General features: G+C 60.0%; 13 protein-coding genes. 8 read left to right on the top strand and 5 right to left on the bottom strand.

The window, feature by feature from the left end:
* Nucleotides 1-25 precede the first annotated feature (25 nt).
* Entirely contained in the window at nt 26-2,275 is a 2,250-nt protein-coding gene (locus PSJE_RS04245; protein ID WP_090454988.1) for a TonB-dependent siderophore receptor, read from the top strand.
* A gap of 152 nt (nt 2,276-2,427) precedes the next feature.
* Here PSJE_RS04245 and PSJE_RS04250 read toward each other — a convergent pair whose 3' ends face one another.
* Nucleotides 2,428-3,036: a MiaE family protein gene (locus PSJE_RS04250; protein ID WP_090454987.1), complete on the bottom strand. Its 609-nt coding sequence runs from the start codon at nt 3,034-3,036 to the stop codon at nt 2,428-2,430.
* Between the two features lie 162 nt (nt 3,037-3,198).
* Between PSJE_RS04250 and PSJE_RS04255 the strand changes: the two genes are divergently transcribed.
* Nucleotides 3,199-4,062: a universal stress protein gene (locus tag PSJE_RS04255; RefSeq protein ID WP_057715063.1), complete on the top strand. Its 864-nt coding sequence runs from the start codon at nt 3,199-3,201 to the stop codon at nt 4,060-4,062.
* 147 nt (nt 4,063-4,209) lie between these two features.
* On the opposite strand, the gene PSJE_RS04260 is transcribed toward PSJE_RS04255, so the two are convergent.
* A complete protein-coding gene (locus PSJE_RS04260; protein ID WP_057715064.1) occupies nt 4,210-4,680 on the bottom strand; it encodes a DUF1289 domain-containing protein in 471 nt (156 codons plus the stop codon).
* Nucleotides 4,681-5,138: 458 nt separating this feature from the next.
* On the opposite strand from PSJE_RS04260, the gene acnB reads away from it, so the two are divergent.
* Entirely contained in the window at nt 5,139-7,739 is a 2,601-nt protein-coding gene (acnB, locus tag PSJE_RS04265) for a bifunctional aconitate hydratase 2/2-methylisocitrate dehydratase (protein ID WP_090454986.1), read from the top strand.
* A 365-nt stretch (nt 7,740-8,104) separates the two neighbouring features.
* Here the strand turns inward: acnB and PSJE_RS04270 are convergent, their stop codons facing one another.
* Nucleotides 8,105-9,385: a serine/threonine transporter gene (locus PSJE_RS04270; RefSeq protein ID WP_057715067.1), complete on the bottom strand. Its 1,281-nt coding sequence runs from the start codon at nt 9,383-9,385 to the stop codon at nt 8,105-8,107.
* Between the two features lie 365 nt (nt 9,386-9,750).
* On the opposite strand from PSJE_RS04270, the gene PSJE_RS04275 reads away from it, so the two are divergent.
* From PSJE_RS04275 to PSJE_RS04295, 5 genes are all read left to right on the top strand, one after another.
* A complete protein-coding gene (locus tag PSJE_RS04275) occupies nt 9,751-10,134 on the top strand; it encodes a tautomerase family protein (protein WP_090454985.1) in 384 nt (127 codons plus the stop codon).
* A 28-nt stretch (nt 10,135-10,162) separates the two neighbouring features.
* Entirely contained in the window at nt 10,163-10,750 is a 588-nt protein-coding gene (locus PSJE_RS04280; RefSeq protein ID WP_090454984.1) for a TetR/AcrR family transcriptional regulator, read from the top strand.
* Between the two features lie 182 nt (nt 10,751-10,932).
* Nucleotides 10,933-11,898 (top strand): 2-hydroxyacid dehydrogenase, encoded by a 966-nt coding sequence (locus PSJE_RS04285; protein WP_090454983.1) that lies wholly within the window; start codon nt 10,933-10,935, stop codon nt 11,896-11,898.
* Between the two features lie 144 nt (nt 11,899-12,042).
* Nucleotides 12,043-13,110: a phosphotransferase family protein gene (locus tag PSJE_RS04290; RefSeq protein WP_057715177.1), complete on the top strand. Its 1,068-nt coding sequence runs from the start codon at nt 12,043-12,045 to the stop codon at nt 13,108-13,110.
* A 137-nt stretch (nt 13,111-13,247) separates the two neighbouring features.
* Nucleotides 13,248-14,015: an SDR family oxidoreductase gene (locus tag PSJE_RS04295; protein ID WP_007976320.1), complete on the top strand. Its 768-nt coding sequence runs from the start codon at nt 13,248-13,250 to the stop codon at nt 14,013-14,015.
* 144 nt (nt 14,016-14,159) lie between these two features.
* Here PSJE_RS04295 and PSJE_RS30290 read toward each other — a convergent pair whose 3' ends face one another.
* Nucleotides 14,160-14,381: a hypothetical protein gene (locus PSJE_RS30290; protein WP_139212678.1), complete on the bottom strand. Its 222-nt coding sequence runs from the start codon at nt 14,379-14,381 to the stop codon at nt 14,160-14,162.
* Between the two features lie 142 nt (nt 14,382-14,523).
* The gene (locus PSJE_RS04300; RefSeq protein WP_090454982.1) at nt 14,524-14,775 is read right to left on the bottom strand and encodes a DUF1652 domain-containing protein; all 252 of its coding nucleotides are present in this window, start codon (nt 14,773-14,775) and stop codon (nt 14,524-14,526) included.
* Between the last annotated feature and the right edge of the window lie 105 nt (nt 14,776-14,880).

Raw genomic sequence — 14,880 nt, forward strand, 5'->3', positions numbered from 1 at the left:
ATCGATTCGATGCAAAGGGATCCCCATGTCGCACCCGCTTGTCGCCCGTTTCCGTTTTGCCTTGTGCCCTCTCGCGCTGGCCTTGCCTGCCGCCCTGCTGAGCCTTGTACCCGTTGTCCACGCCGCTGAAACCGATGCCGAAAAGAACTCGGCCCGGGACGACGGCGTACTGCAACTGGGCGCAACGACCATTTCCGGCCAGGCGCTGGGCGCTACCACCGAAGGCACCCACTCCTACACCACCGGCTCAACATCCACGGCCACCGGCCTGCCCCTGTCGATCCGCGAAACGCCGCAATCGGTGACCGTCATTACCCGTCAGCAGATGGACGACCGCGGTGTGCAGAGCATCGGCGACGCGCTACGCAACACCCCCGGCATTTCGACGCAGAAGTACGACAGTGACCGCACCGAGTTTTCCGCCCGCGGCTTTGCCATCACCAACTTCCAGTACGACGGCGTGAACATTCCGTATGACGGTGTCTACGGTGAAAACCCTAACAACGGCGACGACGCGTCCAGCCTGGACCGCATCGAAATCGTCAAGGGTGCGACCGGCCTGATGACCGGTTCGGGCGACCCGTCCGCCACCGTCAACCTGATCCGCAAGAAGCCGACCAAGGAATTCAAGGCGTCGATCAGCGGCACCGTCGGTTACTGGGACGCGTATCGCAGCGTCGGCGATATTTCCGGTTCGCTGAACGATTCCGGCAGCGTGCGTGGCCGCTTTGTCGGCGCTTATTCCGACAAGAACTCCTACCAGGATCATTACAGCCAGAAGAAAGACCTGTTCTACGGCATCCTCGAAGCCGATCTGACACCCGACACCCTGCTGACCTTCGGCGTCGACAAGTCAAGCACCACCCCGCGCGGCTCGTCCTGGACCGGCAACCCGGTGTACTTCTCGGACGGCGGCCGTACCGACTTCCCCCGTCACTTCAACCCGGGCGCCGACTGGAGCCGACGTGACTTCGACGACATCACCTACTTCGCCTCCCTGGAACAGGCCCTGGCCAACGATTGGAAGTTCAAGGCTAGCGTCGACCAGAAAACCACCGACCACGACACTCGCCTGGCCTCGGCCAGCGGCGGCAACCCGGACCGCGCCACTGGTGAAGGCATGTTCCTGTACTGGGGTCGCTGGGAAGGTCATCGCGTGCAAAACACCGCTGACGTGAACGTCACTGGCCCCTTCACCCTGGGAGGCCGCGAGCATGAACTGGTGGCTGGCTTCATGGCTTCCCACTCGCGCCAGACCGGCGCGACCTACGACACCAGCGCCTTCGAATTGGTCCCGGGCAGCATCTACGACTGGAACGGCAATCTGCCGGAACAGAACTTCCCGAAAAACGGCAAGTACGAACGCATCCAAAGCCAGAATGGCCTGTACCTGGCCACGCGCCTGCACGCGACCGACGATCTGTCGATCATCCTCGGCAGCCGCCTGAGCACCTTCAAGTACAACGAGGATTATTCGTACTATCCGGGTGCGGGACTCGATGACACCCATGCCAGCTACAAGGAACATGGCGTGGTCACGCCCTATGCCGGTGTGGTTTATGACCTGGACGACACCTATTCTGCATACGCCAGCTACACCAGCATCTACCAGCCACAAACCTACAAGGACGCCAACGGTTCGACCCTGGCACCGGTCGAGGGCGCCAGTTACGAAGCCGGCCTGAAAGCCGCTTACTTCGACGGGCGACTGAACGCCAGCCTGGCCTTCTTCCGCATCGAGCAAGACAACCTCGCCGAATCGATCGGAACCAACCCGGTCACCAACGAAGGCATCTACAAAGCCATCGACGGCGCAACCACCAAGGGTGTGGAACTGGAACTGGCCGGTGAAGCGGCCGAAGGTTGGAACCTGTCGGCCGGCTATACCTACGCCCGCACCCGTGACGCTGATGAACAGCGCATCTTTGGCTTCCCGCTGGCGACCTCCAAACCGGAACATGTCGTGCGTACGTTCACCACCTACCGCCTGCCCGGCGCACTGGATCAGGTGACCATCGGTGGCGGTATCAGCTGGCAGAGCGCGTTCTACGGCAAGATCTACAGCCCGACAACGGGCGGCGACACCCGCATCAAGCAAGGTGGCTACACCCTCGTCGACCTGATGAGCCGCTACCAGTTCAACGAAAACCTGAGCTTCACCGTCAACGCCAACAACGTGTTCGACAAACGCTACCTGACGGGCCTGGGCAACTTCGACACCACGTACTACGGCGAACCACGCAACGTGATGTTGACCACCAAGTGGGATTTCTAAGCTGAGCGCCCGCCAGAAAACTGATACCTGTCAGTTAACACCGGAACCTGTGGGAGCGAGCTTGCTCGCGATAGCGGACTGTCAGCCACCTCAGGTGTGGCTGCCTGGTCCGTCATCGCGAGCAAGCTCGCTCCCACAATGGGTTGCGGTGTTTATGCCGCAGCCGGTATGCCGCTATGGAAGCGAAATTCCACATCCGGGGATTCGATCAGTTCCTGCTCGGCGGCACGGACCCTGTCGATCACCTGGGCGATGTCCTTGGCGTCCCCATATTGGTAGGCCAGCTTCAGGTAACCCTGGAAATGCCTGGCCTCGCTCTTGAGCAGACCGAAATAGAACTTGCCCAGTTCTTCGTCCAGGTGCGGCACCAGCGCTTCGAAACGCTCGCAACTGCGGGCTTCGATGAAGGCGCCGACCACCAGGGTGTCCACCAGTTTCACCGGCTCGTGACTGCGCACCACCTTGCGCAGCCCCGACGCATAGCGCCCGGCGGACAGCTGGCGCAGTTCGATCTTGCGCCGTTTCATCAGGCGCATGACCTGTTCGTGGTGCACCAGTTCTTCCCGGGCCAGGCGCGACATCATGTTGATCAGATCGACGTGGGAGTGATACTTGGCGATCAGGCTCAACGCGGTGCTGGCGGCCTTGAATTCGCAGTTCTTGTGGTCGATCAGCAGGGTTTCCTGATCGGCCAGCGCGGCCTGGATCCAGCCGTCGGGGGTGCGGCAGCCAAGGAACTCGTGAATTTCGGGAAGAATCATGGGGCTCACGGAAAAATAGGTTCAAAACGAAGGGCGCCGATTATACCGGCCTGCCCGCAGACCACCAGTCGCCGACCGTTGATATGCATCAAGTCCCCGAATCGCCGACAGCAACTATAGTTGTGCAACGCCGTGCTTTTTCATTTTCAGGAGATCCCGCTCATGCAAGCCATTCGCAGCATTCTGGTGGTCATCGAACCCGAGCACTCGGAAAGCCTGGCGCTCAAACGGGCGAAGTTGATCGCCGGTGTGACCCAGGCGCAGTTGCATCTGCTGGTGTGCGACCCCAAGCATGATCACAGTGGCATGTTGGGTGTGCTCAAGGCCGCTTTGACGGAGGACGGCTACAGCGTCACCACCGAGCAGGCCTGGAACGACAGCCAACACCAAACCATCGTCGATGTGCAGCAAGCCGAAGGTTGCGGCCTGGTGGTCAAGCAGCACTTCCCCGACAGCCCGTTGAAAAAAGCCCTGCTGACCCCGCAGGACTGGAAGCTGTTGCGGTCCTGCCCGACTCCGGTGCTGCTGGTGAAAACCGCCGATTCATGGAAAGACAAAGTGATCCTGGCAGCCATCGACGTCGGTAACACCGACCAGGAACATCGCCACCTGCACAACACCATCATCGATCATGGCTATGACATCGCAACCCTGGCCAAGGCCCGCCTGCACGTGATCAGCGCCCACCCGTCGCCGATGCTGTCGGCGGCCGACCCGACGTTTCAACTGAGCGAAACCATCCAGGCGCGCTATCGCGAACAGTGCAAGGCGTTCCAGGCGGAATTCGACATCGACGATGACCACCTGCACATCGAGGAAGGCCCGGCGGATGTGCTGATTCCGTTCATGGTGCACAAACTGCAGGCAGCGGTGACGGTGATCGGCACCGTAGCGCGCAGCGGGTTGTCAGGGGCGTTGATCGGCAATACGGCGGAAGTGGTGCTCGATGCGGTCGAGAGCGATGTGCTGGTGCTCAAGCCGATGGAAGTGGCGGATCATCTCGAGGAGATTGCGGACAAGCATTGAAGCCGAACATGCTTTTGTGGCGAGGGGGCTCGCCCCCGTTGGGTCGCGAAGCGGCCCCCTGCATTCCGGCAGATGTACTGTGCCAGCTCAATTTGCGACGGCTACGCCGCCGAACGGGGGCAAGCCCCCTCGCCACATATCAGCGGGTCAGCCGCCAAAGGCGTCTTGCAGGAACCCCGGCGCAATATAGCGCTGGTAATGGGCTTCGGAGAGCAGGAAAAATTCCCGATCAATGGCGTCGCGCAATTCCGGCAGGTTCCACTCGCGAAACTCCGGCAGCAGCACCATCCCGTAGGCTTCCAGGTTGTTGATCACCCGCGCACCGCGCGCGATCAACTGGTAGGCCCAGCAATATTCCGACTGATGGGGCACGAAGCGGATCTTGCGCTGCTCCAGCTGCATTCGGAGCAGTGCCGGATCGAAAATTTCCACCTTGGCGGCCATCACCTGTGACAGCAACTGCTCAAGACGCAGCCATACCGCGCGCTTTTCTTCCTCGTTGTAACCGTTCCAGTGGATCACTTCGTGGTGGAAACGCTTGCAGCCACGGCACACCAGGTCACCGTAAACAGTGGAGCAGAGGCCGACGCAGGGAGTCTTGATGGTCTGATTGGGCATAGATAGGCAAAAACGCGAAAAAGCAGAACAGGCCGGCATGTTAGCCCTTTGTCGGCCATTGATCACCCCTCAAAGTTCAGGGCCTGTGGAGAATCGGGCTCTGGTGACCGCCACCACCAAAGTCCAATAAACACTGACTTACCTTTAATTTTTTTTTGCCGTAGAATCAGCCTGCCTTTTTAGGCGCCAATGTCCGTTAGAAGCTGTTTTCAAAGCGTCACGAGCACAGTCGTTCCTTCAGAGCGGTGTTGGCGAGGGGTTTTTCCAGCGGGGAAAAGCCCAACGCCAACCCTCATCAGCTCCCGTTCTGCAGGCGTAAAACTTTGAAAGCAGCTTCTGTAAGGAATTGTCGGTAATTCTGGCTAAGTGGCTCACAACGCCATGCAGCGCATGAGTACGGCAATTTCGGGATGAGCGTCCCGGACACCCATTTGGGACCACTGATGAGGGTAATAACTGTGCTTGAAGCCTACCGCAAACATATCGAAGAGCGCGCAGCACTGGGTATCGTTCCCCAGCCGCTAAACGCCGAACAAACTGCAGGCCTGGTCGAGCTGCTGAAAAATCCCCCGGCTGGCGAAGAAGCATTCCTCGTTGACCTGATCACCAATCGCGTTCCGCCTGGAGTGGACGAAGCAGCCTATGTAAAGGCCGGCTTCCTGTCCGCCATCGCCAAAGGCGAAGCCAAATCCCCCCTGATCGACAAGAAGCGCGCTGTTGAACTGCTCGGCACCATGCAGGGCGGCTACAACATCGTGACTCTGGTTAACCTGCTGGACGACGCCGAACTGGCTCCAGTAGCGGCCGAAGAACTCAAGCACACCCTGCTGATGTTCGACGCCTTCCACGACGTCGCTGAAAAAGCCAAGAACGGTAACGTTCACGCCCAAGGCGTGCTGCAATCCTGGGCTGACGGCGAGTGGTTCGTGAAGCGCCCGACCCTGGCCGACAAGATCAGCCTGCGCGTATTCAAGGTCACTGGCGAAACCAACACCGACGACCTGTCCCCTGCTCCTGATGCCTGGTCCCGTCCAGACATCCCGCTGCACGCCCTGGCCATGCTGAAAATGGCTCGCGACGGCATCGTGCCTGACGCACAAGGCGTCACCGGTCCGATGAAGCAGATCGAAGAAATGCGCAACGCCGGTTTCCCTATCGCCTACGTCGGTGACGTGGTCGGTACCGGTTCTTCGCGTAAATCGGCCACCAACTCCGTACTGTGGTTCTTCGGCGACGACGTTCCTTATGTACCGAACAAGCGTGCCGGCGGTTTCTGCTTCGGCAGCAAAATCGCTCCGATCTTCTACAACACCATGGAAGATGCCGGCGCACTGCCAATCGAATTCGATGTTTCCAACATGCACATGGGCGACGTGATCGACCTGTACCCGCATGCTGGCAAAGTCTGCAAGCACGGCACCGACGAAGTCCTGACCACCTTCGAAATGAAGACTCCGGTGCTGTTGGACGAAGTTCGCGCTGGCGGCCGTATCCCGCTGATCATCGGCCGTGGCCTGACCGAAAAGGCTCGCGCCGAACTGGGTCTGCCACCTTCGAACCTGTTCAAGAAGCCTGAAGCTCCGGCTGAAAGCACCAAGGGTTTCACCCTGGCGCAGAAAATGGTCGGCAAGGCTTGCGGCGTGACCGGCGTTCGTCCGGGCACCTACTGCGAACCGAAGATGACCACCGTGGGTTCCCAGGACACCACCGGTCCAATGACCCGTGACGAACTCAAAGACCTGGCGTGCCTGGGCTTCTCGACCGACCTGGTGATGCAGTCCTTCTGCCACACCGCGGCTTACCCTAAGCCGATCGACGTGACCACCCACCACACCCTGCCTGACTTCATCATGACCCGCGGCGGCGTTTCCCTGCGTCCGGGCGACGGCATCATCCACTCGTGGCTGAACCGCATGCTGCTGCCAGACACCGTCGGTACCGGTGGTGACTCCCACACCCGTTTCCCGATCGGCATCTCGTTCCCGGCCGGTTCCGGCCTGGTTGCGTTCGCCGCAGCCACTGGCGTCATGCCGCTGGACATGCCTGAGTCGATCCTGGTTCGCTTCAAAGGCGAACTGCAGCCAGGCGTCACCCTGCGTGACCTGGTTCACGCCATTCCTTACTACGCGATCCAGGCTGGCCTGCTGACCGTAGAGAAGAAAGGCAAGAAGAACGCCTTCTCCGGTCGCATCCTGGAGATCGAAGGCCTGCCTAAACTGACCGTAGAGCAAGCGTTCGAACTGTCTGACGCCTCGGCTGAACGTTCGGCTGCCGGTTGCACCATCCAGCTGTCCAAAGAGTCGATTGCCGAATACCTGCAGTCCAACATCACCCTGCTGCGCTGGATGATCGGCGAAGGCTACGGCGATGCACGTACTCTGGAACGTCGCGCCCAAGCAATGGAAGCCTGGCTGGCCAACCCTGAGCTGCTGGAAGCGGACAAAGACGCCGAATACGCCGAAGTCATCGAGATCGACCTGGCCGACATCAAGGAGCCTGTGCTCTGCGCGCCGAACGACCCGGACGACGCCCGCCTGCTCTCCAGCGTTGCTGGCGAGAAGATCGACGAAGTGTTCATCGGTTCGTGCATGACCAACATCGGTCACTTCCGCGCCGCCGGCAAGTTGCTGGAACAGGTCAAGGGTCAGCTGCCAACCCGTCTGTGGCTGTCGCCGCCGACCAAGATGGACGCTCACCAGCTGACCGAAGAAGGCTACTACGGCATCTACGGCAAGGCCGGCGCTCGCATGGAAATGCCAGGCTGCTCGCTGTGCATGGGTAACCAGGCACGTGTAGAGCCGAACTCGACTGTCGTGTCGACTTCGACCCGTAACTTCCCGAACCGTCTGGGTGACGGCGCGAACGTCTACCTGGCTTCGGCCGAGCTGGCGTCCGTGGCTTCCATCCTGGGTCGCCTGCCGACCGTCGAGGAGTACATGGAATACGCTGGCAAGATCGACAGCATGGCGGCCGATGTCTACCGCTACCTGTCCTTCGACCAGATCGCCGAGTTCCGTGAAGCTGCTGCGAACGCCAACATCCCGGTCGTTCAAGCCTAACGTTGCAACGCAATGAAAAACGCCGCCCATCGTGAGATGAGCGGCGTTTTTTTATGGCTGTTTTTTGTGTACATATCCGTTTCTGGAGTAATGGCTGCTATTTGTTCCGCCATTACGGCAAACAGACAAAGCGAGCCGACCTGGCTCTGGCTGAGGTCCCCGAACCTCTGTAGGAGCGAGCCTGCTCGCGATGGTCGTCAACGATAACGCAGGCTGTCTGAATCCCCGCGGTGTCCCGGCGTTTTTCGCGAGCAGGCTCGCTCCTACAGCCGACCGCGGCAGACCGAATACCCCCGCCCCCCCAAAAAAAACGGCCAACCCGAAAACCGGATCAGCCGTCATTCACTCATCAAATCAAACAGCAATCACGCACTCAGCGAATAGACCAACGCCGAAATCGCCACCAGGCCCACCGCCGTCACGAAGACATTGGACGCCTGACCGCGATAGCGTGCCATCGCCGGCACCTTGCGGATGGCGTACATCGGCATCAGGAACAGGATCGCCGCGATCACCGGGCCACCGAGGGTTTCGATCATGCCGAGGATGCTCGGGTTCAGCGTAGCGACGATCCAGCACACCACCAGCATGAACGCGGCGGTCATACGGTCCAGGGCCTTGGCGGACGGACGCTTGCCGCTCTTGACGATCAGGCCCTTGAGGCCTTCGCTGGCGCCGATGTAGTGCCCCAGGAACGACTTGGAAATGGCCACGAAGGCAATCAACGGCGCCGCGAAGGCAATGGTCGGATTGCTGAAGTGGTTGGCCAGGTACGACAGGATCGACAGGTTCTGCGCCTTGGCTTCAGCCAGTTGCGCTGGCGACAGGGTCAGCACGCAACTGAAGACGAAGAACAGCACCATCACTACCATCAACAGATGGGCACGGGACAGGATCTGCGAGCTGCGTTCCTCGGCGTGTTCGCCATAACGACGCTTCTGGTCGACCGCAAACGCCGAGATGATCGGCGAGTGGTTGAACGAGAACACCATCACCGGAATCGCCAGCCACAGGGTATGCAGCAGCGCCGACGGCGCAGGCACTTGGCTCGCGGTGGCGAGAATGCCGCCGTTCCAGTGCGGAATCAGGTACACCGCCAGAAACAGCAGCGCCACGATGAACGGGTAAACCATCAGGCTCATGGCCTTGACGATCATTTGCTCGCCGCAGCGCACCACGGCCAGCAGGCCAAGGATCAGCACCAGCGACAACACGGCGCGCGGTGGCGGCGTGATGTGCAATTGATGCTCAAGGAAACTGCCCACGGTGTTGGTCAGCGCCACGCTGTAGATCAGCAGGATCGGGAAGATCGCGAAGAAGTACAACAGCGTGATCAGCGCGCCGGCCTTGATGCCGAAATGTTCTTCCACCACTTCAGTGATGTCGGCGCCTTCGCGACCGGACAACACGAAACGGGTCAGTCCGCGGTGTGCGTAGAACGTCATCGGAAACGCCAGCAACGCCAGGATCAGCAGCGGCCAGAAACCGCCCAGGCCTGCGTTGATCGGCAAAAACAGGGTTCCGGCACCAATCGCCGTGCCAAACAGCCCCAGCATCCAGGTGGTGTCTTGGCGATTCCAGCTCGTAAGCGTCGCGGGTGTCGCGTCTACATAGCGTTCGTTAACGCTATTGGCCTGATCATTCATCCGGTGGGATCTCCACATTCCGGTCACTTGCCACCCGGCCAGGACGCGTCGGAATACCCGACAGGCGGCGCCCGGCCGAAACAGGGGCGCGATTCTGGAGGATTAGTGAGCAGAAGCAAAGACTTAGGTGAGGAACGGTGGTACCAGATAGACGAAAGTCCCCTGTGGGAGCGAGCTTGCTCGCGATAGCTGCGGCACATCCAACATCTACTTGCCAGACACACCGCTATCGCGAGCAAGCTCGCTCCCACAAGGAATTGCAGTGTTTTCGAGGCTACGTTTCATCGCCAGACAGCATCCACCGCTTGATAAAGGTCTACCATCATGTATTTTTAACCGACCTGCATTCCTTCTGGAGTCTGCCCATGCCACTGGTTCGCGTCGACATCCAAAAACACCGGGACCCCACCCACGCCAGACGCATCGGGCAACTGATCTATGCCGCCATGCGCCAGACCATTGGCGTGCCTGAACACGACAACTTCCAGATCCTGGCCGAACACGACGAGCAGCATTTCATCTTTGATCCCGGGTATCTGGGCATCAACCGCACCGATAACCTGGTCGTCATCCAGATCACCCTCAACGAAGGGCGAACCCTGGAGCAGAAAAAAAACCTCTACAAAACCATCGCCGAAAGCCTTAATGCAGAGCTGGCGGTGCGCCTGGAGGACGTTTTCATCAATCTGGTGGAAGTGAAAAAAGAGAACTGGTCGTTCGGCAACGGGATTGCCCAATACGCCCTCTGATAGTCCACCTGAAAAACGAGAATGACCCATGCCCCGAGTTTCCCGCAAACAAGCCGACCTCAACCGCGAGACTATCGTCGATGCCGCCACCCGGCTGTTTCGTGAACGCGGCTTGCACGGGATCAGCGTGGTCGATGTGATGGCCGCCGCGGGCCTGACCCACGGTGGCTTCTACGGGCACTTCGAATCCAGGGAAGCCCTGGCGCAAGAGGCCAGCGGCCGGGCTTTCGAGCAGGCCGCGCAACGCTGGTCAGGACGGGTGGCCGAGCATGACGGCAAGGACGCCGCCCGCTGTGCCGTGGTCGAAACCTACCTGTCCAACGAAAGCCGGGACAATCCGGGCGACAGCTGCCCGGTGGTGGCCTTTGCCGGGGACATGTGCCATGAGGCCGCCGAGAGCGGATTGCGCCAAACCTATCTGCAGGGCCTGAACAACCTGCTCGATTCCCTTGGCTCGCTGCTGGACGCAGAGGACGAAGCCGGTAAACGGCAGCAGGCGCTGGTGCAGTATTCGCTGATGTTCGGTGCGCTGATGCTGTCCCGGGCCACCCGAGGCGACCCGCTATCGGATGAAATTCTCGAAGCTGCCCGGGCCGCCCTCACGCCGTCGAAGTAAATCGCCCGCCCCCACGCAATAAAAAGATCGCAGGCATTACCAGCTCCTACACTCAGCGCAGTGTCCACAATGGCGCAGGAGCTGCCACGGACTGCGATCGCTGGTGGTTGCCAAGCCGCCCTGAAATCAGCAATCTCAAGTGACGTTCGAGCCGATTTTTCGATGCCCACAGGGAGCCAAGCATGCCTGTAACCGTTCTGGTACTGGTTGAAACCATCAATGAGTACCTGCCTATCCTCGAACATCAGGGCTTTCACCTGATCCTGGCCCCGACGCCCGCCGAGCGCGCCGAAGCCATTGCCCACCACGCCGGGCAGATCGACGCCGTCCTCACCCGTGGCCCGTTGGGGCTGTATGCCGATGAAATCGCCGCCCTGCCCAACCTCAAGATCATCTGCGTGATTGGCGCCGGGTATGAACACGTCGACCTGCAGGCCGCAGCGAACCGGGGCATCACCGTCACCAATGGCGCCGGGGTCAATGCCTCGTCCGTCGCCGACCATGCGATGGCGCTGCTGCTGTCGCTGGTGCGCGACATACCCCGCTGTGATGCCGCCGTTCGGCGCGGTGAGTGGCCGAAAATCATGCGCCCTTCCCTCGCTGGCAAACGCCTGGGCATCCTCGGCCTCGGTGCCGTCGGCATGGCCATCGCCAAACGCGCGGCCAATGGCTTCGACATGGCGGTGAGTTACCACAATCGCCAGCATCGCAGCGATGTGCCCTACACCTTCTGCTCCACCCCCACTGAACTGGCCCGTGCTTCAGACTTTTTGATCGTCGCGACCCCCGGTGGTCTCGGGACCAGACACCTGATCAACAAAGCGGTCCTTGATGCCCTGGGTCCTAACGGGTTCATCGTCAACATCGCCCGCGCCAGCGTGATCGTCACCACCGACCTGATCAGCGCCCTTGAACAACGCCGGATCGCCGGCGCCGCACTCGACGTGTTCGACGCCGAACCGAAGGTGCCGGATGCACTCAAGACCCTGAGCAACGTGATCCTCACCCCTCATGTCGCCGGGCTGTCCCCGGAAGCCACCCAGGGCACCGTCGAAATGGTGGGCAAGAACCTCGTGGCGTTTTTCTCCGGCCAACCGGTGCTCACGCCGATCGAACTGCCGTCGGCCGAGAGCCGGCTCGCCCATTGATGGCGATTCATACAGCTGTATCAAAAACAATGATTGGCCGGCAACACGCTCACCTATAAGAGCCGTTCGCGGTTGTAGGTGTGCAGTGTGCGCATTAGATTAGCCAATAGTTTCAGGCCTCCAGAATAAGCAGAAGGGATAAGCATGGCGCTTACTGACCAGTCCACCCGTACCCGCACCGGCGAAGAGCTCGATGCCGGCCTGATCGATCCGTACCTCAAGGCCCATATTCCGGGGCTCAGCGGCTTGCCACGGATCAGCCAGTTTCCGGGCGGCGCTTCAAACCTCACTTACTTGCTGGAATACCCCGAACAGGAATTCGTCCTGCGTCGCCCGCCCTTCGGCCACAAGGCCAAGTCGGCCCACGACATGGGCCGTGAATTCCGCATCCTCAATCAACTGCGCGACGGTTTTCCGTACTGCCCGAAAGCCTACGTGCACTGCACCGACGAATCGGTGATCGGTGCCGAGTTCTATGTCATGGAACGGGTCAACGGCATCATCCTGCGCTCGGACCTGCCGCCGGAGCTGGGCCTGGATTCGGCGAAAACCGAAGCACTGTGCAAGAGTTTCATCGACAAGTTCGTGGAACTGCATCGCGTCGACTACAACGCCTACGGCCTGGGTGACCTGGGTAAACCCGAAGGCTACGTGGCGCGACAAATCAAAGGCTGGAGCGATCGCTACGAAAAGGCCCTGACCCCCGATGCGCCACAATGGGAAGCGGTCAAGGCCTGGCTCAACGACAAGATGCCGGCCGACCATCCGACCTCCAGCATCGTGCACAACGACTACCGCTTCGACAACGTGATCCTCGACCCGAACAACCCGATGCAGATCATCGGCGTGCTCGACTGGGAACTGACCACCTTGGGCGATCCGCTGATGGACCTGGGCAACACTCTCGCCTACTGGATCGAAGCCGATGATCCGGCGCCGGTGCAGATGATGCGCCGCCAGCCGAGCCACGCGCCGGGCATGCTCACCCGCCGCGAGTTCGTCGATTACTATGCCGAACGCTCGGGCATACGCATCGACAATTTCGACTTCTACTACACCTACGGCCTGTTCCGCCTGGCCGGCATCGTGCAGCAGATCTACTACCGCTTCTACCATGGCCAGACCCAGGACAAACGCTTCGCGCAGTTCATTCACATGAACAAGCTGCTGGAGCAGATGAGCTTGCAGGTCATTTCGAAATCCAGCCTCTGACCGTATGCGATCCCTGTAGGAGCGAGCCCGCTCGCGAAGACCGTGAACGATAACGCGCACTGACTGGCCTCAACTGAACAGCATTAGCCGCAACACGGCATTTGACTCGATAACAAGACTTTTCATAAGGGAATCCCATGTCCAAGACTCAGTTGTTCGACCTCGACGGCAAGATCGCTTTCGTCTCCGGCGCCAGCCGTGGCATCGGTGAGGCCATTGCCAAACTACTGGCCCAGCAAGGCGCCCACGTGATCGTGTCGAGCCGCAAGCTTGAAGGCTGCCAGCACGTCGCCGACGCCATCATCGCCGCCGGCGGCAAGGCCACCGCCATTGCCTGCCACATCGGCGAGATGGAACAGATCAGCCAGGTCTTCGCCGGCATCAAGGAACAGTTCGGGCGCCTGGACATCCTGGTCAACAACGCCGCGACCAACCCGCAGTTCTGCAACGTGCTGGACACCGACCTCAGCGCCTTCCAGAAAACCGTCGACGTGAACATCCGCGGCTACTTCTTCATGTCGGTCGAAGCCGGCAAGCTGATGCGCGAAAACGGCGGCGGCAGCATCATCAACGTGGCGTCGATCAACGGTGTTTCACCGGGCATCTTCCAGGGCATCTACTCGGTGACCAAGGCGGCGGTGATCAACATGACCAAAGTCTTCGCCAAGGAATGTGCGCAATTCGGGATTCGCTGCAATGCCTTGCTGCCGGGTCTGACCGACACCAAGTTCGCCTCTGCACTGGTGAAAAACGAAGCCATCCTGAACACCGCTTTGCAACAGATCCCGCTCAAGCGCGTGGCTGACCCAAGCGAAATGGCCGGCGCAGTGTTGTACCTGGCCAGCGATGCTTCCAGCTACACCACCGGCGTTTCGCTGAATGTGGATGGCGGCTTCCTGTCCTGATTGTCTGAACAGTACAAATCCCTGTGGGAGCGAGCTTGCTCGCGATGGCGTTATCAGATTCAACATCGATGTCGACTGATACGCCGCTATCGCGAGCAAGCTCGCTCCCACAGTCGGGGTTGTTGCACATCGCAGCGTCCGGGCTTACTGCGTGACGCAACGAGTCGTGGTGGTGACTCGGGTCACCTGCCCGTCTTCAGCCCGTACATCGCCCAGGACATCGGTTTTATCCATGGCCTGGCAGGTGCGTTCAGGAGGGGGTGGAGTGACCGCTGGAGGGGGTGGCGGACTGGCACAGCCGCCGAGGATCGCCACGCAGAATGCCAGCGACAAGGGTGAGATAACGCGTTTCCCAAGAGTTTTCATAGGTTGACCCGCGATAAGTGATAGACACATTTTTGTGACAACAAAACCGGCGCGCAAAATCCATGCACCTGTCAAAAAAATAAATATCTGCGAATCATTTATAGCCCAATCCGTGACCAGTACCCGTAAAAGCTGACAGTTCTTACATCACCGAATCAGGGCGCTGCAAGGAATTGCTGTCCAGTTCGTAACGCAGTTCTTCGATCAATGCGGTGACCGACTCCGCAGTCTGCAACGTGCTCATGGTCAGGCCACTGACCACCAGGTCCACCTGACCCGACAGCGGGTGATAGAGCTTCACGGTCAGCGAATGGTCGCCGCTGACACTGCATTCGCAAGCCAGGGGTGAAAAACTGCGTTCGATCAGCATCCGCAGCTGCGCCAGCGTGATCATTGCGATGGGGCCTGGCGGGTTGAAGCATCGTGCAAATGGCTCATGGGGCGGTTCCTTTTGGCGGTTTCCGAAGCGGAAGCGCGCGGGACTTGAAGTCACCTGCCG

Source organism: Pseudomonas jessenii (assembly GCF_002236115.1).
Lineage (GTDB): Bacteria > Pseudomonadota > Gammaproteobacteria > Pseudomonadales > Pseudomonadaceae > Aquipseudomonas > Aquipseudomonas jessenii.